The organism is Listeria aquatica FSL S10-1188 (genome assembly GCF_000525795.1).
GTDB lineage: Bacteria > Bacillota > Bacilli > Lactobacillales > Listeriaceae > Listeria > Listeria aquatica.
The window spans coordinates 304,671-330,919 of sequence record NZ_AOCG01000002.1 but is presented as its reverse complement, the minus strand read 5'-3'; the positions used below and the strand labels follow the sequence as shown (position 1 = coordinate 330,919).

The 26,249-nt window shown below is 40.8% G+C and carries 23 protein-coding genes, 1 tRNA gene and 2 pseudogenes; 21 read left to right on the top strand and 5 right to left on the bottom strand.

Translation table 11 applies throughout. The features are described 5' to 3' along the window. Positions 1 to 77 precede the first annotated feature (77 nt). The 3 genes from MAQA_RS02425 to MAQA_RS02415 all read left to right on the top strand — a co-directional run bounded on the left by MAQA_RS02425 (position 78) and on the right by MAQA_RS02415 (position 4,182). Positions 78 to 1,157: a PTS sugar transporter subunit IIC gene (locus MAQA_RS02425; protein WP_036070926.1), complete on the top strand. Its 1,080-nt coding sequence runs from the start codon at positions 78 to 80 to the stop codon at positions 1,155 to 1,157. Positions 1,158 to 1,312: 155 nt separating this feature from the next. Continuing rightward, positions 1,313 to 1,516 (top strand): hypothetical protein, encoded by a 204-nt coding sequence (locus MAQA_RS02420; RefSeq protein WP_036070924.1) that lies wholly within the window; start codon positions 1,313 to 1,315, stop codon positions 1,514 to 1,516. Positions 1,517 to 2,070: 554 nt separating this feature from the next. Further along, on the top strand, positions 2,071 to 4,182 hold the full coding sequence (locus MAQA_RS02415; protein ID WP_149023277.1) for an ATP-binding cassette domain-containing protein: 2,112 nt from the start codon (positions 2,071 to 2,073) through the stop codon (positions 4,180 to 4,182). Between the two features lie 40 nt (positions 4,183 to 4,222). Here MAQA_RS02415 and MAQA_RS02410 read toward each other — a convergent pair. Next, a tRNA-Ser gene (locus tag MAQA_RS02410) sits at positions 4,223 to 4,313 on the bottom strand. Positions 4,314 to 4,459: 146 nt separating this feature from the next. Between MAQA_RS02410 and MAQA_RS02405 the strand changes: the two genes are divergently transcribed. The 14 genes and pseudogenes from MAQA_RS02405 (at position 4,460) to MAQA_RS02340 (ending at position 17,703) form a co-directional block, all read left to right on the top strand. Beyond that, complete coding sequence (locus MAQA_RS02405) at positions 4,460 to 5,374, top strand: aldo/keto reductase (RefSeq protein ID WP_036070922.1); 915 nt, start codon at positions 4,460 to 4,462, stop codon at positions 5,372 to 5,374. 251 nt (positions 5,375 to 5,625) lie between these two features. Further along, positions 5,626 to 7,578: a heavy metal translocating P-type ATPase gene (locus MAQA_RS02400; RefSeq protein WP_036070921.1), complete on the top strand. Its 1,953-nt coding sequence runs from the start codon at positions 5,626 to 5,628 to the stop codon at positions 7,576 to 7,578. Between the two features lie 146 nt (positions 7,579 to 7,724). Then, on the top strand, positions 7,725 to 8,465 hold the full coding sequence (locus MAQA_RS02395) for an FAD synthetase family protein (protein ID WP_036070918.1): 741 nt from the start codon (positions 7,725 to 7,727) through the stop codon (positions 8,463 to 8,465). Between the two features lie 93 nt (positions 8,466 to 8,558). After that, positions 8,559 to 8,918 (top strand): GNAT family N-acetyltransferase, encoded by a 360-nt coding sequence (locus MAQA_RS02390; protein ID WP_241463027.1) that lies wholly within the window; start codon positions 8,559 to 8,561, stop codon positions 8,916 to 8,918. Between the two features lie 226 nt (positions 8,919 to 9,144). Beyond that, entirely contained in the window at positions 9,145 to 10,155 is a 1,011-nt protein-coding gene (gene gap, locus MAQA_RS02385) for a type I glyceraldehyde-3-phosphate dehydrogenase (protein ID WP_036070915.1), read from the top strand. 56 nt (positions 10,156 to 10,211) lie between these two features. Further along, entirely contained in the window at positions 10,212 to 10,577 is a 366-nt protein-coding gene (locus MAQA_RS02380; RefSeq protein ID WP_036070913.1) for an iron-sulfur cluster biosynthesis family protein, read from the top strand. Positions 10,578 to 10,715: 138 nt separating this feature from the next. Beyond that, positions 10,716 to 11,603 carry a VOC family protein gene (locus MAQA_RS02375; RefSeq protein ID WP_036070910.1) on the top strand — a complete coding sequence of 296 codons (888 nt, stop codon included), beginning with the start codon at positions 10,716 to 10,718 and terminating at the stop codon, positions 11,601 to 11,603. Beyond that, a pseudogene (locus tag MAQA_RS02370) lies at positions 11,604 to 12,564 on the top strand (ring-cleaving dioxygenase). An 8-nt stretch (positions 12,565 to 12,572) separates the two neighbouring features. Then, positions 12,573 to 13,193, top strand: a complete 621-nt coding sequence (locus tag MAQA_RS02365; RefSeq protein WP_036070907.1) for an alpha/beta hydrolase — start codon at positions 12,573 to 12,575, stop codon at positions 13,191 to 13,193. After that, entirely contained in the window at positions 13,183 to 13,800 is a 618-nt protein-coding gene (locus tag MAQA_RS02360) for a flavin reductase family protein (RefSeq protein WP_036070905.1), read from the top strand. Before MAQA_RS02365 ends, MAQA_RS02360 begins: the two co-directional genes overlap by 11 nt. A gap of 321 nt (positions 13,801 to 14,121) precedes the next feature. Further along, a complete protein-coding gene (hflX, locus tag MAQA_RS02355) occupies positions 14,122 to 15,381 on the top strand; it encodes a GTPase HflX (protein WP_036070903.1) in 1,260 nt (419 codons plus the stop codon). Between the two features lie 128 nt (positions 15,382 to 15,509). Then, positions 15,510 to 16,118: a PepSY domain-containing protein gene (locus MAQA_RS02350; RefSeq protein WP_052008412.1), complete on the top strand. Its 609-nt coding sequence runs from the start codon at positions 15,510 to 15,512 to the stop codon at positions 16,116 to 16,118. A gap of 422 nt (positions 16,119 to 16,540) precedes the next feature. After that, the gene (locus MAQA_RS13445) at positions 16,541 to 17,014 is read left to right on the top strand and encodes a hypothetical protein (RefSeq protein ID WP_052008410.1); all 474 of its coding nucleotides are present in this window, start codon (positions 16,541 to 16,543) and stop codon (positions 17,012 to 17,014) included. Between the two features lie 38 nt (positions 17,015 to 17,052). Continuing rightward, a complete protein-coding gene (locus MAQA_RS02340; RefSeq protein ID WP_036070899.1) occupies positions 17,053 to 17,703 on the top strand; it encodes a GntR family transcriptional regulator in 651 nt (216 codons plus the stop codon). A gap of 38 nt (positions 17,704 to 17,741) precedes the next feature. Here the strand turns inward: MAQA_RS02340 and MAQA_RS02335 are convergent, their stop codons facing one another. After that, a complete protein-coding gene (locus MAQA_RS02335; RefSeq protein WP_036070896.1) occupies positions 17,742 to 18,737 on the bottom strand; it encodes an acrylyl-CoA reductase family protein in 996 nt (331 codons plus the stop codon). 142 nt (positions 18,738 to 18,879) lie between these two features. On the opposite strand from MAQA_RS02335, the gene MAQA_RS02330 reads away from it, so the two are divergent. The 4 genes from MAQA_RS02330 (at position 18,880) to MAQA_RS02315 (ending at position 21,915) form a co-directional block, all read left to right on the top strand. Continuing rightward, entirely contained in the window at positions 18,880 to 19,806 is a 927-nt protein-coding gene (locus MAQA_RS02330; protein ID WP_036070894.1) for a diacylglycerol/lipid kinase family protein, read from the top strand. 65 nt (positions 19,807 to 19,871) lie between these two features. Beyond that, a complete protein-coding gene (locus tag MAQA_RS02325) occupies positions 19,872 to 20,186 on the top strand; it encodes a hypothetical protein (protein WP_036070891.1) in 315 nt (104 codons plus the stop codon). A gap of 107 nt (positions 20,187 to 20,293) precedes the next feature. After that, positions 20,294 to 21,415, top strand: a complete 1,122-nt coding sequence (locus tag MAQA_RS02320) for a serine hydrolase domain-containing protein (protein ID WP_052008409.1) — start codon at positions 20,294 to 20,296, stop codon at positions 21,413 to 21,415. 113 nt (positions 21,416 to 21,528) lie between these two features. Next, positions 21,529 to 21,915 carry a hypothetical protein gene (locus MAQA_RS02315; protein ID WP_036070890.1) on the top strand — a complete coding sequence of 129 codons (387 nt, stop codon included), beginning with the start codon at positions 21,529 to 21,531 and terminating at the stop codon, positions 21,913 to 21,915. Between the two features lie 44 nt (positions 21,916 to 21,959). On the opposite strand, the gene MAQA_RS02310 is transcribed toward MAQA_RS02315, so the two are convergent. The 3 genes and pseudogenes from MAQA_RS02310 to MAQA_RS02300 all read right to left on the bottom strand — a co-directional run bounded on the left by MAQA_RS02310 (position 21,960) and on the right by MAQA_RS02300 (position 26,003). Continuing rightward, positions 21,960 to 22,424 (bottom strand): DUF986 family protein, encoded by a 465-nt coding sequence (locus MAQA_RS02310; protein WP_036070888.1) that lies wholly within the window; start codon positions 22,422 to 22,424, stop codon positions 21,960 to 21,962. A gap of 112 nt (positions 22,425 to 22,536) precedes the next feature. Then, complete coding sequence (locus MAQA_RS02305) at positions 22,537 to 23,016, bottom strand: mannose/fructose/sorbose PTS transporter subunit IIB (RefSeq protein WP_036070886.1); 480 nt, start codon at positions 23,014 to 23,016, stop codon at positions 22,537 to 22,539. Positions 23,017 to 23,183: 167 nt separating this feature from the next. Continuing rightward, a pseudogene (locus tag MAQA_RS02300) lies at positions 23,184 to 26,003 on the bottom strand (sigma-54-dependent transcriptional regulator). Between the last annotated feature and the right edge of the window lie 246 nt (positions 26,004 to 26,249).

Genomic DNA, 26,249 nt, shown 5'->3' with positions numbered 1-26,249 from the left:
CGATTTATAAAAATTATTTAGACAATTCTAACGATATATGGTATGATAATTTTCATATACATAAAGAGGTGATACATATGGAACAATTACAAGAAGAAAAATTAACGATTAAAGAGTATGTTTATCGTGTTGCAGCAGGCGTTTCTAACGCAGTACTTGTTATGCTTGGAATTGGCTTACTATTCGAAACAATTGGTAATTTTATTCATTGGCCTGCATTTCATAGCATTGGAACGGTAGCTAAGTTGCTATTAGCGCCGGCATTTGGCGCAGGAATTGCTTATCAGTTAAAAGGGAATACATTGGTAATTTTTAGTTCGATGGTGGCTTCGACAATTGGAGCAAATGCCGTTTACTTTACAAGCGATGCTATGCAAGCAATGACAGCAACTGGGCATACGTTACTACAACCGGCAAGTAGTGGGATTTTTGTAACAGGTCAACCAATTAGTGCTGTTTTAGCTGGGCTCATTGCAGCGCTCGTCGGAAAATGGATTACTGGGAAGACGTTTCTCGATATGGTGTTTATTCCTTTTTCATCAATTTTAGTAGGGGGGATTGCTGGACTTGGACTTGCAGCAGTGACAACGCCATTACTCCTCCAAGTTAGTGCGTTTATGGCAAAATCAGTCACTGTGAGCCCTATTCTTGGCTCAGTGGTGGTTTCGCTTGTATGGAGTGTCCTTTTGATGACACCTGCTTCATCAGCAGCGCTTGCCATTGCTTTGCAATTAGATCCTGTCTCCTCGGCAGCAGCACTTATCGGTTGCACTGCTCAGTTTGTTGGTTTTACTATTATGTCCTGGCGGGAAAATAACCTAGGTGCCAATATTTCACAAGGGTTGATTACTCCAAAAGTGCAATTTCCTAATTTAACGCTTCACCCACAACTTGTGATTCCGCCGTTCATTGCAGCAGCAATTTGTGCACCGATTGCTACTGTTGGTTTCGGATTTCGTTCCACTTATGAACTTGCGGGTTTAGGGCTTAATTCATTGATTGCACCTCTTAATATTCTTTCTACTAGTACTTCGGAATTCTTAGTTTATATGGGCGTTGGAGTTGTGCTTTCTGGTGTTATTACTTTTGTTGTCCATGTGGTATTTAGACGAATGAGATGGACGATGAAAGATGATTTGCGGATAGAGGTTCAATAATAGAAAAGAGATAGCGTCATTTGACGCTATCTCTTTTCATGAAGTTGTCATTTTTTAAAAGTAGTTACTGGAACTAAGTTTCGGACAAAAAAACGAATTTAAGGTTAAGATGAAATAGTAAATTTACAATCTCATTAAACGTAAGGGGGCGAAGGATGAAAAAATATTGGAAAAACGTTGGTATGTTGTTCCTTTTTTTTATCTATGGCTTTGCTCTTGCACTGATAATGGGCGGTAAGATGATTACTTGGAAACAATTACTTAGCCAAATTGTTACAGTTTTGCTGACGATTATTGGAGCCACCCTTCTTTTCTTATTAAAAAAAAGAAGAAGTTCGTCTGGAAGGGAATCATTTTAATCATCAATATCGAGAAGAAAGAAATGCTTTTTCGTATCGCTTTTTCACCACTACCTTTTTTATCTTTATTCCATTGTTGTTATTAGTTTTAAATCTTGGGGGAACTTTTGTCATTCAAACAAAAACGATTGCTAGAGTTCTTTTTCTTGCTTTTTTGCTCTTCCTATTTTTCATTTATTACTTAAAAAAACAAAAAGGAGGTTGACAGTGGAAGACTTCTTTGTTTATATTGATAGATGAATAGGAAGTGTAAAAAAATGCAAAAGCTATATCCATTTATTGAAAGAATTACCTCTGCACAGATGAAAGCGATGAGGCATTGTGTAGAGGCTAATCAGTTATAAATTTTCCTCGTCGGTGAAGTGGAAACTCGTTCAAGTAATGAGTCTTATTTAGTTTGTCCACTTTTACCGACTGTGTTTGAAAATAGTAATGGCCTTAGACATGCTTTGTCTAAGGCCTTTTGTTTTGGAAAGCAGAAGGCGAACAATTTGTTGGCGCCTTCTGCTTTTTTGTGTTTTTGCTTCTAAGTTCAAAAGAAAAGAGGAGAAATAATGAGTGTTGTAACAGTAACAAATTTAAATTATCGTGTTCCAGAGAAGACTTTATATAAAGATGCTTCTTTTGATATTTTTCAAGGAGAGCATGTTGGTGTTGTGGGACAAAATGGTGCTGGGAAAAGTACGTTAATCAAAATTTTACTTGGCGAATTGCTACCGGATTCTGGTGAAATCAAATGGCAAAAAAGTGCTGATGTGGCTCATCTAGACCAGTACGCAGAAATTGATTCTGATTTAACGATTCAAGCCTGTTTAGAGCAGGCCTACACAACATACTTTGAAATGGAAACTCGAATGAATGAATATTATATGGCAGGTGATGAGGCGTCTTTGCTTAAGGCAGCGGGGATGCAGGAACGTTTAATTCAATCAGATTTTTACGCAGCAGACCGTTTAATTGAACAAGCCACGCGTGGTCTGGGGATCGATGCGCTTGGAATGGATCGGAAGATTTCAGATGTGAGTGGTGGACAGCGAGCTAAGATTATTTTGGCAAAACTGTTACTTGAAAAGCCGCAAATTCTGCTGTTAGATGAGCCGACGAACTTTTTGGATAAGGAACATGTGGAATGGTTGAGTGAACAATTGATTCAGTTCCCAGGCACATTTATTGTTGTTTCTCATGATATCGGGTTTCTTGAAAAGATTGCTAAGCAGATTCTTGATGTGGAATTTGGTACAATTAGGAAATACAACGGATCTTACTCGCACTTTGTGAAGCAGAAGGAACACTTGAATGAAGAATATCGGCGTCAGTACGTTAAACAGCAGCGGATGATTGAAGAAACGGAAAGCTATATTCGGAAAAATAAGGCGGGCGTAAATTCAAAAATGGCGCGTGGACGGGAGAAGCAGTTGAATCGTTTAGAACGTTTAGACGCGCCTGAATCAGCGGTTCGGCCTTCGTTTGCTTTTCCGGAAGCTAGTCAAAAAATTATTGGGAAAAGTCTAGTTGTGGATAATCTTGAAGTGGGGTATGAATACCCGCTGTTTTCCCCCATTAGTTTTTCGATTCATGCGGATGAAAAGGTGGTTATTACAGGGTTTAACGGCATTGGGAAGTCCACGCTACTCAAGACGATTCTCGGTGAACGAGAAAAAATTTCTGGGAAAATTCATCTTGCAAATCGTGCTGCTATTAGTTATTTTGAGCAAGATTTGTACTTTGAAAAGGAGAATCGCACGGCGCTAGATTTGATTCAAACAGAATTTCCATTTTTATCGTCGAAGCAAATCCGACAAGTCCTTGCGAGAAGTGGGATGAAAGCGGAGCATATTACACGGTCTGTGAAGACTTTGAGCGGGGGCGAGCAGTCGAAAATCAAATTGGCGCGGCTACTTTTGACGAAAAGTAATATCCTGATTCTAGATGAACCGACCAATCACTTGGATGCGGCGAGTAAGGAAGCTTTGAAGGAAGCGCTAAGAAGCTACGAGGGATGTGTCATCTTAGTTTCACACGAAGAAAAAATTTTATGCAGGTCTTACGGACCGAGAAATCAAATTGTAGAAAGGTGTGACGAAATGAGCGGTCACGAAGGGCATTTTCACAAGAAGGCTGCATTTTTAGATGACAAAGAACGCATGAAGGGGTTTCGGATAAATGAGTTGATCGAAGCCCTACCGAGTTTTTCAGCAAATGATTCGTTTTTAGATTTGGGCGCTGGAACGGGTTTTTTCACGATTCCTCTAGCTATGAAAACGAAAGGAACGGTTTTTGCTATTGATGCGGATTTGAAAATGCTTGAGCTAATCGAGAAGAAAATGGGGGAAGCAAAGGTTTCGAATGTAGAGCGAATCCAAGCTGATGTGTCGAAAATTCCGCTTGAAGATGGTTCTGTTCGACATGTATTAGCATCACTAATTTTGCATGAAGTGCCCGATTTGCAGTCGGTGCTTGCAGAAGTGTTTCGCGTGATAGAACATGGCGGGGATATTGCCGTGATTGAATATGAGGAAGAAAAAATGCCTGATGGAGGACCGCCCCTCCATATTCGGCTTTCTGCGGAAAAACTGAGTAAGGCCTTAGAGGAAGCAGGTTTTAGCGATTGTCATGCGCGGATGGTTGATGAGAGGATATACTTTCTCACGGCTAGAAAATTGTAAAAGAAAAAGGTTTTCGCAATTTGCGAAAACCTTTTTTTGACGGAGAAACGGGGATTCGAACCCCGGCGCGCCACAGGGACGCCTAACAGATTTCGAGTCTGTCCCCTTCAGCCGAACTTGGGTATTTCTCCATATTTTAGTCAACAGAGACTATTTTATAATAAATTGGGGGAAATTGCTAGCTTTTTTTGAAAGTTTTTCATGTAAGTGGATCTGGATTGGTTGGGGCGTGTAAAAGTGGTAAAATAAAGGTATCTTAAATGAAGAGGTGAAGCACGTGGAAACATTGAAACTTGGCGGCGAGCTTGCTGCTCCTAGTATTGCAATTGGTTGTATGCGCATGGCGGATCTTTCGAAAGAACAAGCAGATCGGGTTGTACACACTGCACTTGAAAATGGTCTTAATTTTTTTGATCACGCAGACATTTATGGTGGCGGGAAATCCGAGGAAGTTTTTGCGGATGCGATTGGCATGAATGCGAGCATTCGCGATAAAATGATTTTACAATCGAAATGTGGCATTCGACAAGGGTATTTTGATTTTTCCAAGGAGCACATTATTGCTTCGGTTGATGGGATTTTGAAAAGACTAAAGACAGATTATTTGGATTCACTTTTGCTTCACCGTCCGGATACGCTTGTTGAACCGGATGAAGTGGCGGCTGCTTTTGATGAACTTGAGCGCGCTGGGAAGGTTCGGCATTTTGGCGTGAGTAATGAAAACCCGCTTCAAATTGAACTTTTGAAGAAAAGTGTGAAACAAAAATTGATTGTGAATCAGTTGCAATTTAGCGTGATGCACACGGGGATGATTGATGCTGGTTTGAATGTAAATATGAAAGTGGATGCTGGGATTGATCGTGACAATGGCATTTTAGAGTACAGCCGAATTCATGATATGACGATTCAAGCATGGTCGCCGTTTCAATATGGCTATTTTGAAGGGGTGTTTTTGGATAATCCGAAGTTCCCTGAGTTAAATGCAAAAATGGATGAAATTGCTGAACGGTATCAAGTGACGAATTCGGCGCTAGCTATTGCTTGGATTTTACGTCATCCTGCTAAAATCCAAGCTGTGCTTGGGACGATGAACCCTGAACGGATTGAAGCTATTCGTAAGGGAGCGGACATCTCGCTTACACGTGAGGAATGGTATGAGATTTATCGTGCTGCTGGGAATGTACTTCCTTAAATAGTAAAACCGGAAAAGAATTTTCTTTTCCGGTTTTTTTATGCTTTGTCGGGAATGAAACTAATTCTCAATTAAAATAATATTTTATCAATTAACTTGTTTAGTCAATATAGACATGCTATAATATTAGTGAAATAAGAAAACTGCAAATTATAATAAATATAATCTGGTTTTGCGCATGCAAAAGCAGATTTTCGTGTTTTTAAGGGCTTTGATAACAATTATCAGTTAGAAGAAAGGAGTGGTTTAGGATGCGTTTTAAATGGTGGAAGGAGAACTGGCAGTTTCTTGCAGCTGGTGTTAGTGGGTTGCTTATTTTACTAGGTTGGCAAACGGAAAACCTGGTGCCTGCGGGTGCGACGGCTGGGATTTTTATTGCGGCGTTTGTGATTGGAGGATTTGATCAGGCGAAAGAGGGGATTCTCGACACGATTAAGACGCGGAAGCTAAATGTGGAGCTCTTGATGGTGCTTGCGGCGACGGGAGCATCCATTATTGGTTACTGGCTTGAGGGCGCGGTTCTAATTTTTATTTTCTCGCTGAGTGGTGCACTCGAAACGTACACGACGAACAAAAGCAAGCGAGAAATTACGAAACTGATGTCGTTTCAACCGGCAACTGCTTTTTTACTGCTAGAAACGGGGGAAACGGAAGAGGTTGATGTAGCTGCACTTAAGCTGCAAGATTTGATTTTGGTACGCCCAGGGGAGCGGATTCCGATTGATGGGGTGATTGTTTCAGGAGAGACTTCAGTGGATCAATCGGCGATAAATGGGGAATCCCTTCCTGCTCTTAAGAGCGTTCAGGATGAAGTCTTTGGCGGGACAGTGAATCTTTCAGGTGTTATTCGAATGGAAGTGCGGAAAACGGTGGATCAGACGCTTTTTAGTCAGATTATTCGAATGGTGAAAGAAGCACAAAGTGAGCCTTCACATACGGCACAGTTTATCGAAAAGTTTGAAGATAAGTATGTGAAAGCCGTCTTGTTACTTGTTTTTGTGATGCTCTTTTTACCGCACTTTTTACTAGACTGGAGCTGGAACGAAACTTTTTACCGGGCAATGGTGCTTTTGACGGTTGCTTCGCCTTGTGCACTTGTTGCTTCTGTGACGCCTGCAACGCTTGCAGCCATTTCAAATGGAGCTCGAAATGGGATTTTATTTAAAGGTGGTGTCCATTTGGAAAACTTGCGAAGTGTAAAAGCGGTTGCGTTTGATAAAACAGGGACGCTTACGCAAGGAAAGCCAGTGGTTACGGATTTTTTCGTAGCGCCTGAATGGGATCGTGCACAAGTGATCGACCGGATTTATGCACTCGAACAAAATTCTCTGCATCCGCTTGCCGAAGCCATTGTACGAGATTTTTCTGAGAAGCGGACGGAAAACATCACGGATTTAGTGATGAAAGATGTACCTGGTTTTGGTGTTTTGGCTGAGATTGACGGAGAAGTGTGGCGCGTTGGGAAGGCTCGCTTTGTGGGAAGTGAGCAGGCTGAGGAGTTTGCGGGTTCGTTAGGCGATACACTTCCCCGGGAAGGGAAGACGCTCGTATATGCTTCGTGTGGAGATCAAGTGGTTGCGATGCTCGCGCTTAAGGACGTTAAACGGGAAGAAGCTGTACGTGCAGTTTCTAGCCTAAAGAAACGTGGCATCAAAACGATTATGGTGACGGGAGATAACGAGGCGACAGGGCTTGCGATTGGCGAAGAAATTGGGATTGATTATGTGATTGCAGGTTGTCTTCCAGAGCAAAAGGTCGATGTGCTACGCGATTTGAAGACGGTTTACGGATCGGTTGCGATGGTCGGAGATGGGATTAATGATGCGCCGGCGCTCGCACATGCAACGGTTGGAGTCGCGATGGGCGAAGGAACGGATATTGCGATGGAAGCGGCTGATGTTGTGCTCATGAAAAATGACTTGGAGAAATTGAGTTATGCGAGTGTGCTTTCTGTTCGACTTGGGCGGATTGTGAAGCAAAATATCACTTTTTCGATTCTGGTCATTATCAGTTTAGTGCTTGCCAATTTATTTCAATCTATCAACTTGCCGTTCGGTGTGATTGGGCATGAAGGAAGTACGATTCTTGTCATTTTAAATGGGTTACGGTTACTTTTACCGAACCGGAAGCTGGCAAAAGAAAAAGGCAAGTCCGAAAAAATGCAAAAACCGGAGATTTATCATTTGAAAACACCTGCCGTTTAAATGCGGCAGGTGTTTTTTATGGGGAATCGTTTACTTGATGTGTGAGTGACCGGGAAACGATAATGTTCGATTTTAGCGATTTATCAAAACAGATGAGTTGTAGATTTTAAAAGGCTACTATAAAGTAGAATTTGGGAGTGAAGCGTATGGAAATTTATCATGTTGATTTGGCGCCGGTTCCAGATTCGCGGCAAGCAGTTTTATCGATTGGCAAATTTGATGGGGTACACCGCGGACATCAGCGAATTTTACAAAGGGCGCTTGAAATAAAAAAACCGGATGAACTTTATTCGGTGATTAGCTTTAGCCCACATCCGCTTTGGGCGCTAGAGGGTCTTTCGGAATTTCGTGAAGCACTTACGCCAGGATCTGAAAAGGAACGCTGGCTTGCCTATTATGGGGTGGATGTCTTATATGAAACGAATTTTACAAAAGAGTATGCGGAAACGACACCGGAACAATTTGTATATGAGCATTTGAGCCAGCTTAATTTGTCTCACATTATTGTTGGTGAGGAATTCAATTTTGGAAAAGGTGCGGTTTCGGATGTGGAACTTTTAAGAGGACTTGTCAGCCCACTCGGCATTCAAGTGACTGCGATTCCTGTGGAGACGGAAGAAGGGATTCTAGATAAAATCAGCTCAACTGAAATTCGAGCGCTCATCCGGGATGGGGATTTTGCAAAGGCTGAGAAATTGCTCGGGCACCCTTTTTATGTGACAGGGGAGGTTCGGGATGGTGTCATGCACGGAATTGAGGATTATTGTCTTCCTGCGCCGGGGCGCTATGAGACGGAAGCTGGGATTGTATTCGTCACGGAGGAGCACAAAATTACAAGTGGGTTACCGGATGGAAGAAGCTCGATTCGGTTTGTGAAGGAGATCTAAAGCTGGTCGTGGAAGCGAGCAGCTTTTTTCTTGTTAGTAAAGGGCTTTTTTAGGGTATGGCTTAGGAGAATCGTTTTTTTTGGAGGGAATGGTATGAAACGGGTGACGAAAGCGGATGTGACGGCTATTTTGCCGCTTTTTCAAAGTGAAGCCGATAATTATTTGGCGACGGGAAAGCGAAGGATTGAGCGAGAAGAAATTTTGGCTTGGATCGAAGCGGAAGAGAAGGCTGCTTTTGTGTTGTATGAGCGCGGGAAAGCGGCTGCGTATGGAGAGATTTGGCTAGATGAGACGGAAGGGACGCTTGAATTTGCGCATTTGCTTGTTGCGGTTGAATTTCGCTCTATGGGTTTCGGGCAAATGCTTCTGGAAGGTTTGTTTGTTGAGGCGAAGAAATATCCGTATGATGAGATTTTTTTTGCGGGTTTTGCCGGAGAATCAAACGGCGCTTGATTTCTTTTGTCAATTTGGTTTTGCTAAACTGACGTCTGCTTTTGAGGGTGAGATATGGATGAAACGGAAAAATTTAAAATGATAATGTTTGTCACTTAAAAAAATTGAAAAAAATGTATTTAGAATAAAAAAAAAGGGGTATAAATAAAAATGTAGGTTTTTTTACAACACTTTGTGCATTCAGCAAGAATGTTGATGAATAGATTTTGATAGGAGGAAGAGTCTTATGACAGTAAAAGTTGGGATTAACGGATTTGGACGGATTGGTCGTTTAGCTTTTCGCAGAATTAAGGAAGTTTCAGATGATATTGAGGTTGTAGCAATCAATGACTTAACTAACCCTGAAATGCTCGCGCAACTCTTGCAATTTGATTCAACACACGGTACTTATCCAGGTACGGTGAAAGCTACGGAAAATTCGATTGTTGTGGACGGGACGGAAACACGTGTTTATGCGGAACCGGATGCGAGTAAAATTCCTTGGGTGAAAGAACAAGGTGTTGATATTGTACTTGAATGTACTGGCTTTTATACATCAGAAGAAAAAGCGCAAGCGCATTTAGATGCTGGTGTGAAACGAGTCGTTATCTCGGCTCCAGCGGGTCAAATGAAGACAATTGTCTATAATGTTAATGACGATACGCTTACGAAAGATGATAAGATTATTTCTGCGGGTTCTTGTACAACGAACTGCTTGGCGCCTATGGCTTATTTCTTAAATGAAGAGTTTGGTATTCAAGTGGGAACGATGACAACGGTCCATGCTTATACTTCTACACAAATGTTGCTTGATGGTCCAGTTCGTGGCGGGAATTTACGTGCTGCTCGTTCAGCTGCGGATAATACGATTCCACATTCAACGGGTGCCGCAAAAGCGATTGGTCTTGTCATTCCAGAACTTAATGGTCGGCTTCAAGGGCACGCACAACGGGTTCCTGTTGTGGATGGATCGCTTACTGAACTTGTAGCAGTGCTTGATAAAAAAGTAACGGCAGATGAAGTGAATGCGGCGATGAAGAAACACACGGAAAACAATCCATCGTTCGGTTATGATGATCGTCAAATTGTTTCTGGAGATGTGATTGGTACCACGTTTGGCTCGATTTATGATCCAACGCAAACGGAAGTCACAACATATGGAGAGACTCAACTTGTTAAAACGGTTGCTTGGTATGATAATGAATATGGTTTCACTTGCCAAATGATTCGTTTACTTGAAAAATTTGCCAACTTGTAAGCTAGAAATTTTGAGGCGGCTTTTTAAGCCGCCTTTTTTAATAGGTGGTGTGAAATTTGCGGATTGAAGTATCAAAAGAAGCGGCTGAAAAGATTTTGAATAAGAAACCTGATGGGGCAAAGCTCATTTTGAATTTAAATGATGGTGCGGGAAAGTTTTCTGATCTTGCAGGTAGCTGTAGTTTGGATTTAGCATTTGATCTCGTGTTTGTTGATTCGGATGAGGATTTACATGAGTACACGGCGGAAGTTGATTCGGATATCGGAACTTTTTATATGAAACCTTACTCGCTTGATTATTTGGATCAAGAGAATCACCTTCGGGTAAGCAGTATGGGGATGCTAGTTCTTAGTGGAACTTATAGTGGTATTATTTCGGGAAATGTTCCTGTGAAGGATAAAACAACGATGACGAAACATTGAAAAGAAGCAATCTGCTCGCTTGAAAGAGCAGGTTGCTTCTTTATTTAAATGAACACTTATTTTTTGTAAGCAAATTACTTTACTTTTTTAAAGTTTAGCTATAAACTATAAACATCAAGTATAGAAGGAGGGGGGAACATGATACAAGGTATCCACCATATTTCTGCATTTATTAAGGATTTTGAGACGACACATCATTTTTATCAAGACATTCTCGGTTATCGTTTGGTGAAAAATACGGTTAACCAAACAAATTTAAAGATGCGCCATTTGTTTTATGGGGATTATGCGGGTACACCTGGAACGGTTTTAACGTTTTTTGAAATTCCGCGGATTGGACACACGTATGAAGGGGCTCATTATTTTGGCAGAGTTTCTTTAGGCGTTCCTGCCGGTAGTCTTGCTTTTTGGGAAAGACGACTTGATCGTTATGGCTGTTTGTTCGAGCGTGATGAAACTGGGATTTTGTTAGATGATCCGGATGGAATGAAACTGCGTCTCATGGAGATTTCTGAAGTGATTAGCGCGAAGCTTGCGACTCGTCATAGTGATATTCGTCAAGAGGAACAAATTATTCGGATTGTCCAAGTGGAGATTTGTACGAATGTTCCCTTGGAGATGGAAAACTGGTTGAGGGAGAATGGTTTTCAAGGGGAAGCAGGGCGCCTGTCGGATGACATGGCGGGTAGTTTTACCCAAATAATACCGAATGTTCTTGCTGAAAAAACACGGTTTGGTCGTGGGGCAATCGATCATATTGCTTACGCGCTTCGGTCGAAAGAGGAAGTTAGTAGGCTACACGACTCGGCGATGCGCAAGGGTTTTGTTGTGGAAGAGCTAGTAGATCGTGGCTATTTTAAGAGTCTTTATTTGCGGGATCCGGGTTTCGGGCGCATTGAATTTGCTAGCCTAGAACCGGGTTTTACGCTCGATGAGAAGTTGGATGAGTTAGGATCAACGCTCAGTTTACCGCCGTTTTTGGAAGCAAAACGAGCGGAGATTGAATCTTATTTTGGAGGGATTTAAATGTTGAAGGATTTACGAGGGATTCACCATGTAACTGCGATGACGAGCAGTGCAGAAAAAAAATTATGATTTCTTTACGAATATTTTGGGGATGCGTCTTGTGAAAAAGACAGTCAACCAAGATGATATTGCCACTTATCACTTGTTTTTTGCTGATGATGCAGGGAATGCTGGAACGGATATGACGTTTTTTGATTTTCCTGATTTGCCGAAAGGTCGAGCTGGAACGGATAGCATTTCGCTAACTTCATTCCGTGTTCCAAGTGACGCGGCGCTTGAATATTGGAAGGAACGTTTTCGTAAACTAGATGTCACTCATGGCGAAATTGAAACGGTGTTTTGGAAAAAAGTCTTAACTTTTGAAGATTTTGATGAACAAAAATTGCAATTGATTTCGGATCAAACAGATCATGGTGTGGCGGCTGGTGTGCCGTGGCAAAATGGGCCTGTTCCGCTTGAATATGCCATTTATGGATTAGGACCTGTGAAGCTTACGGTGACTTCGCTTGAGAACATGGATGCGGTCTTAAAGGCTGTGCTTGGGTTCACTCATGTGAAAGAAGAAAATGGATTGCATCTTTATGAAGTGGGAGAAGGCGGAAACGGGGCTTCTGTATTTGTGGAAGAAAGAACAGATTTACCACTTGCTATGCAAGGTTATGGTGGTGTTCACCATGTGGCTTTCCGTGTAGAAGACCATGAAGAATTGCTGAAATGGATCGATCGAATTAATACATTCCAAGCACCAAACAGTGGTTTTGTGGATCGCTACTATTTTGAATCGCTTTATATGCCAGCAAGTCGTCAAATTTTGTTTGAATTTGCAACGGATGGCCCTGGTTTCATGGGTGATGAACCCTATGAAACTTTAGGTGAAAAACTAAGTTTACCACCATTTTTGGAACCAAAACGTGATGAAATCGAGGCGTACGTGCGTCCGCTTGATACTAAAAGGAGCTGATTTTCGAAATGGAACACCTTTTTATTGCTGGGAAAGCGATCCAGTCTCCCATTTTATTGTTGCACGGAACAGGAGGCGATGAACACTCACTGGTTGATGTCGCCCAATTTGTTGCACCAGGTGCCCCTATTCTTTCGCTTCGAGGAGACGTTTCAGAAAATGGCGCGAACCGATTTTTCAAACGGTTTGCGGATGGCTCTTTCGATTTAGTAGATTTAGCAGGAAAAACGAAGGAATTGCTTAGTGAAACGAAACGGCTTGCTGAAAAATATGATTTGGTCTTTAACGATTTTGTGGCTCTTGGATATTCGAATGGCGCTAATATTGCGGCTAATGCGCTCTTGCAGGAAGAAGAGGGTTTTCACTACGGGATTTTGTTTCATGCGATGCCTGCTGGAAATGACCCGGATACGTTTGATATTTCGCACCGCCGTGTGTTTCTCACAGCGGGAATGAATGATCCAATTGTTACGCAAGCTGCATCTACGACACTTGAACGCGAACTAGAGATCCGGGGAGCGTCCGTTGAAACGATGTGGACGGTTTCGGGGCATCAGTTAACGATGACGGAACTGGAAGGTGCTCGGGATTGGTATCAAAAACTTAGTGGTGATAAGTATGCAATTTGATGCTGATAAAATTTCACCTAAGCAAAACTATAAGTTCCTGAGTGGCTCGATCATTCCGCGCCCGATTGCTTTTGTTACAACGATTTCTGCGGATGGAAATACCGTAAACGCAGCACCATTTAGCTTTTTTAATATTATTTCGAATGACCCACCACTTGTCTCTATCACTGTGCAGCGAGTGGACGATGTCAAAAAGGATACGTCACGAAATGCAGAGCAAAATGGTGAACTGATTATTCATATCGTTAGTGAGTCTTTTGTTTCAGATATGAATGAAACGGCAGCTCGATTGAATTCGGATGAAAGTGAACTCGACCGAACTTCGCTTCATCTTGAACGAGTAAATGGGTTTGCTACTCCGCAAATTAAGGAGGCAAAGATCAAACTACTTGCCTCGCTTGAAAAAAGCATCGAGATTCATAATGACACTGGTGTTGTAACGGCGGATTTACTAATTGCCCGGGTGGTTCGCTATGATTTTTCACGTGATGTATTTGATGAAGAAAAAGAGTATATTTTACCAGAATTTTTGGATGTAGTTTCGCGACTTAGTGGGAACGATTATGCTAGGCTTGGTGAACGCTATACGATTAGGCGCCCAGATTAATCTCTGGGTGCCTTGTTTTTTTAGTTTCCTCATGTTAGAATGGGGCTATCTAAAATGTTAGGAGGGTTTGCAAATTATGTGGCTGTATAGACTTCGTTCCGAAGTGAATGTTAACCGCTAATTGAATAGTGCGGAATACCAAGTTTTTTTGGTATGGAACGGGACCAGTCTATCACATTTTGTGACCCTATTTGGAACTAAACTGAACTATAATTCTAGGGAGAGACGATTTCGACTTTTCTTTTTTTTGTGTCTTCTTTTAAGAAGAAATAGGGAATGTCCTGACCGCACTGAAAAATTTTTTCAGGAGGTCATTTTGTTATGAGTAAAAAAGTTATTTTAGTTGGTGTTAGTGGATCAGAGAAGGATTTTGATTACACAATGCTTGAACTGCGCAATTTGGCAGAAGCGAATCACTATCAAGTAGTCGATGAAGTAAGGCAGAACTTAGATAGTGCTCATAAGGCAACGTATGTTGGAAAGGGAAAGCTTGAAGAGTTAAAACAACTAGGTGAGATGCAAGAAGCAAAGGCTTTTGTTTTAAATGATGAATTAACAGGTTCGCAAATTCGGAACTTAGAAGATGCAACGGGGTTTCAGATTATTGACCGGACAGCGCTCATTCTTTCCATTTTTGCAGAACGCGCGAAAACTCGTGAAGCTCAATTACAGGTAGAAATTGCAAGGTTAAAATATGAACTGCCACGGATGATCGGGGAGGGCGAGTCGCTCGATCAACAAGGCGGTGGTTCAGGTTTACGAAATCGTGGTTCTGGTGAAAAGAAACTCGAGCAAGATCGGCGGATTATTAAAGACCGGATCAGCAAGTTAACGAAGGAATTAGATGCGATTGTTGCCGAACGGGAAACAAGACGTAGGAAAAGAAAGAAAAATGAAATCCCGGTGGTTTCCCTTGTTGGTTATACGAATGCTGGGAAATCAACTACAATGAATGGACTTGTTGCGGATTTTAGCACCAGTGAACACAAGCAAGTATTTGAAAAGGATATGCTGTTTGCAACACTTGAAACGAGTGTTCGTGAAATCGTTCTTCCGGATCATAAACGTTTCTTACTGACGGATACAGTTGGTTTTGTCAGCAAGCTACCCACACATTTAGTGAAAGCATTTCGATCGACACTAGAAGAAGCTAGGGATGCGGATTTGTTGATCCATGTTGTTGATTATTCGGATCCAAATTATCAAACGATGATCGAAACTACGGAATGTACGCTAAAAGAGGTCGGCGTTGAGGGGATTCCGGTGTTGTTTGCATACAACAAGGCGGATAAAATTGCGGAGGAAAACTACCCGGTTCTTGCGGGAGATACACTGGTTTATTCAGCACGTGACGAGGCGAGTCTTTTTGAGCTTGCAGAAACGGTGAAAAAGCGAATTTTTACGGGATACAAAAAGGTAACGCTTTTAATTCCTTTTGAAGAGGGGCAAGTGGTAGCTTATTTGAACGATAAGGCGAATGTTCTTTCGGAGGAATATTTGAATGAGGGAACGAAAGTCGAGGTAGAGCTGAGCCCGGTTGATCAGGAGCGTTTGAAAAAATTTAGATGGCGAGTTTCTTAATGAAGTGTAAGCTTTCTCCTGCTTTTAGGACTGCAGACCTAGCCTCAAACGGGACTCAAAACGGATGGAAACTAGTAGGAGATTTTGTATACTATAAAAGTACGATACTTGAGATACGGAGGGATATGATGAAAAAGTGGGGGCTTTTAGCGGTTCCAGTAGTGGCACTTGCATTACTAGGAGCTTGTGGAAATGACGATGACCATGATGATCATGGAGGAAATTCGAACGGGACGAACACAACGAAATCTGAACAAAAGAGTACAACAGGGAATCAATCTTCGAATGATTTAAATGGGAAAAAGCTAAGTTTATCGTTTCAAGATGTTATTAAGCAATTTGAAGATAAGTATGCAAATGCAGCGATTACTTCTGTGGAACTTGAAGAAGATAGCGGTCGGATCATTTATTCAGTAGAGGGTATGGATGATCAAAATGAGTATAAGTTAAAGCTTGATGCTGAATCGAAAGAAGTGCTAGAAGATCAGAAAGAAGCTGTTGATAACGAGGACAAGCAGGAACTAGATCAAGAAAAACTTGATCTGAAGGGCTTGATTTCGGAAAGCGATGCAATGAAAAAAGCGGTTGCTGAGGTGGATGGCCCTGTTTCTTCTATAGAGCTGGATCGTTCTTATCAGGATACGGTTTATGATGTGTCGGTGGAAACAGGTTCAGATGATAGTGAAGTTCGAATTAATGCGAAAACTGGAAAGGTTCTTTCTGTAGACCCGCATTGATGAGCAAAAGAAACACTTCATATGTTGTAGGGGGAATGTACAACATATGGCGTGTTTTTTTTGTTTACTTCTTTTCTCACTTGCTGTTCCATGTTAAACTGAAGATAGTTGAAATTAGAAAAGAGTGTAAGCGGTGGGACTAACAAAGTTATTCGCATTTTATCATAAAAAACTTGGAAATTGGAATTTAATATTTAGTTTTATGAAGGGCTTTTGGGTAGGCTACTTTGTTCTTTTAATGTTGCTCTTTTTAGGAACAGTCGCCGTTTTTTTATTTTATTTGAGCTCAGGAGTTGTTTGGTTTGTGCTTTTACTTGATGCCATTCTTGCAATCCTCTTTTTTTTATTTGTTGATTCACTTGCGTGCAAAACGATTGATTCGTGTTAAATTTCAACTGAGAAGCTTTAAGGAATTGCAAAAAATGAAGGATTATCTTTTTTACGGGTATCTAGCAAAAAATGGATTTGAAACGCGTGCTGAGCTTTCTGAACTGATTTTGTTTATTCGCTCGGAAGCGAAAACGGGGGCTATGGATAAGAAAAAAAGTGTAATGGGTCTTATTTTTAAGATTTTTATTGCTGTGTTTTTGGCGATATATGGCGGTAGCTTTTTGTTTGCCTTAGACAAGAGCTGGAACCGGTTGTTAGCTGTGCTTGTTATTTTGTTAGCAGCAACTTTATTCTTCTATTTGGTTCTTTTGCTTGAAAGAGCGATGCGATATCTTTTTGGAAGGGATATGCGGCAAGCAGAGCAAATGGTTCAAACGGTGATTTACATTCAAACTGTACTTCGTGCTAGGGAGAACACGGATTATGATCCTTTTCGGATAGTCGAAAAGAAAGTACAGGAAAACCCGTTTTTGCAGGAAATTATTGATTCAAAATCCTTTTTATGAAGTTATTTCAGTCAGGTAAAGAGAGAAGGAGCTTGGAGATGGAAAACAAACGAAGAGAAACGATGGAGACGATATGTTACAGGGAGTTAAAAGAAAGAATTCAAAATGGCTTCTATCAGCCGGGTGAGCGGTTGATTGAAACAAAGATTTCGAAGGAAATGAATATTAGTCGGACGCCGGTTCGAAAAGCGATTTCGATGCTTACGGTAGATGGCTTTGTTGAAAATACGGAATATCGAGGGGCCGTTGTTGCAGATAGTCGGCTGACGAAAGACGATTATATTGAAATGCTCGATGTGCTGGGCTTATTTTTAAAGCACGCCATTCGTCGCATTGAAGTGAAAAAGTTACCAATTAATTATAAGCGGTTTGAAGAAAAACGGCTGGAGCTGGATTGGGCGCTTGAAAGTAAGAAGGAAAGAGCTTATTTTTATTATGGCAAATCGGTCTTGCTTGAATTTGTTTTTTATTTGAAAAATGATTGCTACTCAGAAATTGTGGAAGACTTTTCTGTGAAAGTGGAACAATTTGGAACAGCGGAAGTTTTTTCGATTATTGAAAACTCTGGAAAAGACTTTGTGAAAAGTATTGAACAGATTCTTTTTTCAATTAGGAAGGAAAACTATTTTAAGGCGCTTGAAGTTGTTGATCAAATTACGGAGCGGCAAATTTTATCTGCTTATCGCTAAAAAACCGAGATCCAAAAAGGATCTCGGTTTTTTAGCTTTTAAATGAGTCTGACAAGATAGCGTCCTAAAATGCCGCCTTGGATATTTTTTTCAAGCGCTTCTGGAAGATCTTGAAGTGTAATTTCAGTTGTTACCCAATCCAGTAGTGAATCTAGTTTGAAGTCTGTTGCGATATGATGCCAAACTTCTTTTCGACGCGGATATGGGCAATAAACGGAATCAATACCAAGTAGATGGATGCCACGCAATATGAACGGATAAACAGTTGTGCTTAATTGGTATCCCGCCGACATACCACAAGTAGTTACACTTCCGCCGTATTTAGTTGTGCTTAGCAAGTAGCTAAGCGGTTTTCCGCCGACGCAATCAATCGCATGGGCAAACTGCTCTTTATCAAGCGGACGTAATTTTTCTGGCTGAAAGGCTTCCCGAGATACGACTTCATCTGCTCCGAGCTTTGCGAGGTAGTCTTCACGCCCTTGTTTCCCGCTAGAAGCAACAACTGAAAATCCTAATTCTGAGAGAATTGCGGTTGCAAAGCTTCCTACGCCTCCTGTTGCACCACTTACGGCAACTTTCCCATCTTGTGGTTCTGCTCCGTTGTCTTGAAGGGCTAAGACGCTCATGGCTGCTGTAAATCCAGCCGTTCCATAGATCATAGCTTCGCGTAGTGTGAGTCCGTCTGGAAGAGGCACGACCCATTTACTTGGTACGCGAATATATTCACTGTACCCGCCAAAGTGGCTTACGCCGAGTTCATAACTTGTGACGATAACGGGATCGCCTTCTTTAAATTCGGGGTCGCTTGAAGCAATGACAACACCTGCAGCATCGATTCCAGGAATGAAGGGATAGTTTTTGACAATGTTGCCATTTGCAAGTGTGGCTAGTCCGTCTTTGTAATTGATGCCCGAATAGTGAACACGAATCGTGACATCGCCTTCGGGTAGATCATCAAGTTGGATAGACTTGATTTCAAGGCTCGTTTCTTCAGGTTTTTTTTGATCAACAAATAAAGCGCGAAATGCAGTCATGGTATTCCTCCTTCAATTTTCTCTAACCTTAATGTAGCGCTCGTTCTAAAAATATTCAAGTTAGAGCTTTTACCAAGAGTTGTTTTTCTGCGCTATTAGCATGTATAATAAAAACGAATTGCGACAAAAGGAAGTGAAAGTGATGACAACAAAAGTGATGCTTGTTGTGAACCCATCCTCCGGGAAAGAAAAAGCGGAAGGCTATGCGGATAAAGCAGAAAAAACTTTACTAAAGCGATTTAGCGAAGTGGTTGTAAAGAGAACAGAAAAAGGTGGAGATGCAACGGATTTTGCTTCGCTTGCGGCTGAACAAAATTTCGATGCGGTTATTGCGATGGGAGGAGACGGAACGTTAAATGAAGTGATTAACGGTCTTTCGATTCATGAAAAGCGGCCAGCATTTGGCTTTATTCCACTTGGAACGGTGAATGACTTAGCGAGGTCAACGGGAATCCCGCTTAAGCCGAAAAAAGCGATTAAGATGCTTGAAACGGCTATTTTGAAGCCGATGGATGTTGGTAAAATTGAAGACCACTTCTTTATGAATGTACTTGCTGTTGGGATGATTGCGCAAGCGGTTGACCAAGTAAGTGTGGAACAAAAAACTAAATTTGGTTCAATTGCTTATTTTGTGGAGGGGCTTAAAGCCTTTAATCGTCACGAATTGCTACAGTTTAAGCTTGACTATGATGGAGGACATTTCGACGGAGATGCGGCTCTTGTTGTCGCGGGATTAACAAATTCTGTCGGTGGAATGGAAAACTGGGCGCCTGATGCTAAACTTGATGATGGTTTATTACATGTTTTCGTGCTTACAAAGTTAGGTCTGTTTGATGCAGCGGGCATGCTTCCTCAACTTGTTAAAGGTAGCTTGCAAAATAATGAGGGTGTGGAATATTATCAAACGAAACATCTTACAATTGATGCTTCTGGTAAGGATTTATCGGTAAATGTGGACGGGGATCCTGGTCCTGCTTTGCCAGTTGAAATTAAAGTTTTTCCAAGTCATTTGAATCTTTTTGTTCCAGAAGGAGGCAAGAAGAAAAAAAGCTTTTTTAAGACATTTTAATAGTGATTCTTTTGCTTCGTTCTGGTAAAATAAAATCACGACGAGTGAAAGAAGGTGGATGAGTCGTGGCAGAGCGTGAGGTTCTTTACAAAGGTCTTGCTAATGTCAAAACGGAATCAAAGGCAGCACCGGGAAAGCTGTACTTGACTTCGGATAGTATTATTCATCAGCCTAACGAAGCATTCGACGACAAAATAGAGATAAAATTGGAAGAGATAGCCCGATTTTCTGGAAAAAAGACAAAGTTTTTTGGTCTGGCAGTTTTGGCTAATCTCATTGAAATTGAACTGAATGACGGTACGGTTTATCAGTTTGTGGTTAATCGACAAAAGAAGTGGTTGGGTGCCATTTCGAAACAGCTTGGAGAGCGTTCCAAGTAATGAGATAAACTTAAAATAGGGGGTAAGCTACGATAACGTAGTTTGGCCTCTTTTTTAGATTTATTTAAGTGGGGAATTCGATTTATTTACAGAAGGAGAGAAATTTCGTGACACAATCTCGCTTAAAGAAAACGCAAGGAAAGAAACAAAAACAACGGTTTTATTGGAGCCTTGTCCTTATTTTATTAATAGGTATTGGCATTGGCTCGTTTGTTTCGCTGTTTATTACTTCTCATGAAGCCAAAAATGCAGAAACAGCAAAAACAAAGGCTGCTTCAAAAGACGCTAAGAAAAACAACAAGACACCACTTAAACCGGATAATCCGGTTAAAGCAAATGAGGTACCTGAAAAAGCCATAGATGAATATTTGAAAAGTAGCGGGTTTGTTGGTTCAGTTTATATTGAGGATAAAGGGAAATTTGTTTTAGAAAAGGGATATGGCTATTCTGATTTAGCGAATGGACATAAAAATACGACTTCGAGTGTTTATTATATCGGATCCATGCAAAAAGCGATGGTCGCAACTGCGTTCTTGCAACTAGTGGAACAAGGATTGGTTCGTCTAGATGACCCAATTGCAAAATACATTCCGAGCTTTCCAAACGGTCAAAAAATTAAGATTGTGAATTTTCTTGGGCACACAACCGGAATGAAACCGCGGCATGAAGGGAATAATCCGATTACTCCATATCGAATTATTCGTGAAATTGAAAAAGCAGGAATTAAAACGCAGCCAGGTAAGTGGCAATATGCGGATGATAATTATTCAGTGATTGCTTATTTGATTCAAACGATTTCTGGGGTAGACTTTGAAGATTATATGGAACAGCATATTTTTATTCCGGCGGGGATGAGTGGCGCAGGATTTTATATGACGTACAATACGAATTTTATGCACACGGAAAGTTACTTGCGCGATAAGGGGAAAATGATAAATGCGCCAGTTCGTCAAGATTTATCACAACTTTTTGGTGCTGGGGATATTTACATGGCAGTTCAAGATGTGAAAAAATTCGACGATGCGCTTTTGGGTGGAAAGTTGATTGGAAAAGAAAGTCTAGCTCGAATGCTTAAGAAGGGGCCAGGAAAATATGGGTTTGGTTTCTATGATTTAGGCGATCATTATATAGCTCGAGGAGTTTTAGCGGGTTATGAGGCAGGAAATGCTTTCACGAAAGATCGGAAAAAAAATTGTTATTTTACTTTCAAATGCCCGGACAAAAGCTAAGTCTGACTATCAGTATACGCAAGATATTTTAGCGATCATGAATAAAAATTAGCTTGATTTATAGGAACCGTGTTATAATAGTTTCGAACTTGAGATACAGGAGGAAACGATAATTGGAGATAAAGGTTCAAGACAAGATTCAGGATTCTCGAATTGTTTTTACGAGTGATTTTGGGGAATGTATTGCAACTTGGGATGACGACGAAGATCCGGATCCCGGGCGAAAGTACACGGTAGAAGTCAATATTCCTAAATTGATTACGTTTGATGATGTGGATGAAAGTGAAGAAAAACATTGTCTTTTAGAAAGCGATCAAGATGACCAGATTCATATCGTAGGCATACTTGAAGACTATGAAGAAGATGGGTTTGCCGTTTTGCGGTTAGAAGAAAGCATCATCTGCTTCGATTCGAAATTTGATGAGCATATTGATCAGCTACACGGAAAATTCATTGATTTATTTGTTCCTGAAATTAAAATAACAAGTGTCGGTATATAAAAATGACGACAAAGTTTGCCTTATTAGGCACCTTTGTCGTCATTTTATTTATATTCCGCAATAACTTTCATCATTTTATCTAAATCGGCTTCTGAGCGGGGATGAAGCATCAAGCGAGACCGTCCTGTTTCAATCACAAGAATACCGTCTTCCGACAAATTAATCCGTTCAATTTGCGCGTAAGGAAAGAAGATGAAAGTATAGAAAAATCCATTTGTTTTAAAAATTGCATGTGGCTTGCGGAAAAGCGCAATATAGAAAAACAAAACGCTTAGAATTCCCAGTAACACAGTTGTTGAAAAGGAACCATTACGTAAAATGTTCAATGCGAAAAGTAGAACTAATAAACCAAAAAATATGTACCCATCAAATCGCCCTCTTGAGCGAAGTTTTACTTTTAGCTTTGTAGCTCCCTTCCAAAAAGTCAATACGACGAGATCATAAAGAATAAAGAGAACCGTTCCAATTGCAAAAATTAAAAGAAAGATATTGGTTGCAGACCATTCCATTATTTTTTCACTCACATTCTATCACAATTTACTGAATCGATCAGTTGTACTTTATTGTAGCATACTAGGTGAAGCTCTTGAAAGGAAAGTTCACCATTTAAAGCGCTCTCTGTCATTTATCGAGTAGTGGCATCAGCTTCACTTTGCTATCGGAAGCAACTTTGCGAATTTCGAGTTCGATTCCGCGTTTATCTAGTTCGCGAAAAGCGAGTTTATCCGTTTCGTCGACAGAAACCGCATTGGTAATTTGATTTTTTCCAGCTCGAAAAGCCATCCCGCCAATGTTGACCGACATGATGGCAACACCTGCTTTTACAAGTGTAAGTACATCCATAGGATTGGTAAACAAAAGTAAGACAGGGGTTGTGGCATATTGTGGATTTTGGTAAACACGAATGGCTTTAGCAACATCGATCACATTTACTTTTACAGCGGGCGGAGCTGCTTGAATAAGCAATGTTTTTCTAAATTCATCTCTTGAAACCGCATCATTTATGACGATGATTCGCTCCGCTTTTGTTTCTTTTGTCCAAACGGTGGCTACTTGACCATGAATCAAGCGGTCGTCAATTCTAGCTAGACGGATATCCATTGGTAGATCGTCCTCCTCATTATTTGTTGCAACGCATCATTTTTAAAGCGGATGGCTAGAAATATCAGTATCTCTTGAATTATATGAATTTCTGCAGGATAAATCAACTCTCTTAGGAAACTTTATCATTTTAGCGCGCGAAAAATAGCCCTCAAGGGGAGGGCTATTTAGATAGAATGTGCAGGCATCGTTTGGATGATATCGTGAATGTAATAAAGTTCATCCTCTGTTAGACTTAAATTTAATCGCTTGGATACCGCTTCGTTGGCTTTATTCAGGGCATCTAGTACAGCAGGATCGAAATTGGAATGATCCTCGCGGTAAATGAGGCCGTCGTTTACAACCATGCGTTCAAGTGCGCAGCCAATGTGGATGAGTAAATTGATTTTAAAAGCATTATTTAAGATCGGTTCGGTGTTTTCTTCTAAGACTTTCAAGAAGGTATTTAAAATATCAATGGTCTTTTTGGGATTTAAATAGGTCAAGAATTCACTCAGGCTATCTTCAACGACTTCCTTGGCAATTCTTCCTGTCTCGCTTTTCTTGACAAAAACATTCCGTCCTTTAATCAGGTTCACGAGTTGTTCTTCTCCGTCGCTTGCGAACAGCTTTTCAAGCGGGATGAATGGAACGGGCACATTTGGCTTCTCAATTCCTACGGCCATCAATACGTCATACTCTTCCATCAAAATTTTCATCTTATTTTCGCTTTCGTGAACGCCGATTGGAACGACACGAATGGGATCAGTTGTAATGGTTTCTAAAATGTTTTCAATGAAGCTTTGCAATTTTTCGGCCGTGCCTTCCCCGGTTGCACAAATGGTCGCAATCGCGTGCGGCTTCGCATCTGTATCGAGCAAGTCGCTATCAGAAGAAGCATAACCGCCGTATCCACGGAAGTCTTTTAACGCGTCGTAAATATCGGCAAGATCGGTATCTAGGATATTGGATTTACGTACAGCTTCAATTACGGTTGCTGTTGACACCATATCAATGGAACGCACATCAATCCCAGTTCGCTCTGTAATCACTTGTGCAAAGCCGGTTAGCGAGCCCATATCGACAAGTAGTAATACGCCACAGCCCATGTCCATTTCTTTTGCTCGCTCAGTCAATTTATCAAGTGTAATTTTAGGACTTTCATCAAGTGGCATGTCAATTCCTTCGACAAGCCCATCCCCAAGCAGTTTCTTGGCGACGTTGACCATGCTTGTTGCGGTGTTGTTTCCGTGGGTAGCCACTAATACTGCAACACGTGAATTTTCCTGATCCTTGAGTAGGGAGCTGATTAAAAGCGTCAAATAAAGGACTTCCATATTAGGAACACGAATATGGAAAACAGCTTCAATCTCGTCTTTAATTTCCCGTGAAATGTGGTAAGCTTCCGGTTTATCTTCAACAACGTTTTCAATGTTTGTATATTTCAGCGGTTTATTGCTTTCAACGCGTTTAATGAAAGAAGTGAGATGCAGTGAAAATGCAAGCGCAAAACGGTCATTTAATTTTTTTTCCGAGATGACGTTCCACGCGGTCTCTTACATCTTCTGCAAAATTTAAAATATCTTCATTTACAATTTTTAAGATGTTTTCCCGTGTTTGAATGGTATTTTTTAAATTTGTTGTAAAAACTATTCAAGTGGACATCAATATCCATAGTAATAAACTTCTTGATATCTTCACTCTCAACGCCCTGATCCATCAAAATAGAGGCTTTGTCTTCAATGATTTTGTAAAGGTTGAAATTCGGTTCATATTCATCACTTGTAATAAAAGTGCGGCTTTGCTCTGGAAAAATAGTTGTGTAAGGTTCGAGGTGCTCAGAAATTTCCTGAAGCTCCTTGCGTCGCCCGCTAAAGTGGAAGAAACCATCTTTGATATTGATCGGCAAGGTTTTAAAATCAATCACAATTTCATCATTTTGGTTGAAGCTATTTAAAAAGCCTTGCGCGCATACGAGCTGGACATTAGATTTTAATTGACCGATATTTCCATATGCGGTATTTCCAATTAAAGCTTTCGCAGCTTCATCTTCAATTCGAATCGGTTTATTCACACGGTGAGCTTCGTTAGATAACAAATGTGTAAGTAGTTCAACACGTTCACGAGCAGTTCGCTCTTCAAAAGAAGGAAGTGAAATTGTGATGGGGATTCGGCGTACAAATGTTTTGAGTAACGAAGATTCAGGGTCTTCAGTTGTAGCACCAACGATTAAAACATCAGATTTACGTTTGCGTTCTGTCTCACCTAATTTATTGAAGGTTCCTGTATCCATTAAATAAAAGATCATTTCTTGGCCTTCGGGAGGGAGGCGATGAATTTCATCGAGAAATAAAATGCCGCCATTGGCTTTTTCAACAAGTCCTTCTTTTTCTGTCTCTGCTCCAGTGAAAGCCCCTTTAATATGTCCGAATATATGAGACATGAGTAGCTGGGGATTATTGTAGTAATCGGCACAGTTAAAAACAATAAATGGCGCTTCTTCACTTAAACGATTGGTTTGGCAAGAAAAACGATACATTAAATTGGCGAAAAGAGTCTTCCCAACACCAGTTTGACCGAGTATCAGTGCATGTAGTCCATTTGGTGGATAGAGCATCGCAGCTTTTGCTTGTTCAACCGGAGTTTTGAGACTTGCGTCAGCTCCAATCAAATCTTCAAAGGGACTTTTTTTTACTTTCTTCAGAAGAAAAAAGCACAAGCAACTCATCGGCTGAATGAAAAACGAGTTCAGAATCTGTTAACTCACGTCCAAGAACCTGTTCAAGGGATTCCCTGTCATAATAGAGAACAGGCCGGCTATTAATTTTGACAAGTGCACCTCTGCGGCACAGTTCATTTAGCTCCATGCTGACATTATTGCGTAAAATCTGAAGTTCATCTGAGAGGCGAGAAGCCGTGAAACCTTCTCCATTTTCTACGAGTTCAAGGATATTGCTGTCTGATCCCTGTTCTTTCAAGTAGTGAAAGATTTTATCAATACGCTTCATCCATGGTTCACCTCATCAATCCTCATTATTAAAGTAGTGTATTGCATTTGTCCGATACACTATTTTTTCTGTATCTATTTTAGCATTCATAGCAGAAAAGTCAATGTTAATACGCTTTGTTTTCACTTTACAAATCGACTAATTAGTGTGAAAATGAGGGTGTCTATAGTATTTGTGTTTTCGGGTCGCCTTTTGAGTGAGTAATCACTCATTTATTGGAACTTTGTTTGTGAAAAACAGCACGAT

Coding starts and splice junctions, on each gene's coding strand:
- MAQA_RS13445 (WP_052008410.1), top strand. CDS start 16,541: ATGAAGGATTATCTTTTTTACGGGTATCTAGCAAAAAATGGATTTGAA.
- MAQA_RS02390 (WP_241463027.1), top strand. CDS start 8,559: ATGAAACGGGTGACGAAAGCGGATGTGACGGCTATTTTGCCGCTTTTT.
- MAQA_RS02335 (WP_036070896.1), bottom strand. CDS start 18,737: ATGACTGCATTTCGCGCTTTATTTGTTGATCAAAAAAAACCTGAAGAA.
- gap (WP_036070915.1), top strand. CDS start 9,145: ATGACAGTAAAAGTTGGGATTAACGGATTTGGACGGATTGGTCGTTTA.
- MAQA_RS02375 (WP_036070910.1), top strand. CDS start 10,716: ATGATACAAGGTATCCACCATATTTCTGCATTTATTAAGGATTTTGAG.
- MAQA_RS02305 (WP_036070886.1), bottom strand. CDS start 23,016: ATGGATATCCGTCTAGCTAGAATTGACGACCGCTTGATTCATGGTCAA.
- MAQA_RS02425 (WP_036070926.1), top strand. CDS start 78: ATGGAACAATTACAAGAAGAAAAATTAACGATTAAAGAGTATGTTTAT.
- MAQA_RS02400 (WP_036070921.1), top strand. CDS start 5,626: ATGCGTTTTAAATGGTGGAAGGAGAACTGGCAGTTTCTTGCAGCTGGT.
- MAQA_RS02350 (WP_052008412.1), top strand. CDS start 15,510: ATGAAAAAGTGGGGGCTTTTAGCGGTTCCAGTAGTGGCACTTGCATTA.
- MAQA_RS02415 (WP_149023277.1), top strand. CDS start 2,071: ATGAGTGTTGTAACAGTAACAAATTTAAATTATCGTGTTCCAGAGAAG.
- MAQA_RS02330 (WP_036070894.1), top strand. CDS start 18,880: ATGACAACAAAAGTGATGCTTGTTGTGAACCCATCCTCCGGGAAAGAA.
- MAQA_RS02395 (WP_036070918.1), top strand. CDS start 7,725: ATGGAAATTTATCATGTTGATTTGGCGCCGGTTCCAGATTCGCGGCAA.
- MAQA_RS02360 (WP_036070905.1), top strand. CDS start 13,183: ATGCAATTTGATGCTGATAAAATTTCACCTAAGCAAAACTATAAGTTC.
- MAQA_RS02340 (WP_036070899.1), top strand. CDS start 17,053: ATGGAAAACAAACGAAGAGAAACGATGGAGACGATATGTTACAGGGAG.
- MAQA_RS02365 (WP_036070907.1), top strand. CDS start 12,573: ATGGAACACCTTTTTATTGCTGGGAAAGCGATCCAGTCTCCCATTTTA.
- MAQA_RS02420 (WP_036070924.1), top strand. CDS start 1,313: ATGAAAAAATATTGGAAAAACGTTGGTATGTTGTTCCTTTTTTTTATC.
- hflX (WP_036070903.1), top strand. CDS start 14,122: ATGAGTAAAAAAGTTATTTTAGTTGGTGTTAGTGGATCAGAGAAGGAT.
- MAQA_RS02310 (WP_036070888.1), bottom strand. CDS start 22,424: ATGGAATGGTCTGCAACCAATATCTTTCTTTTAATTTTTGCAATTGGA.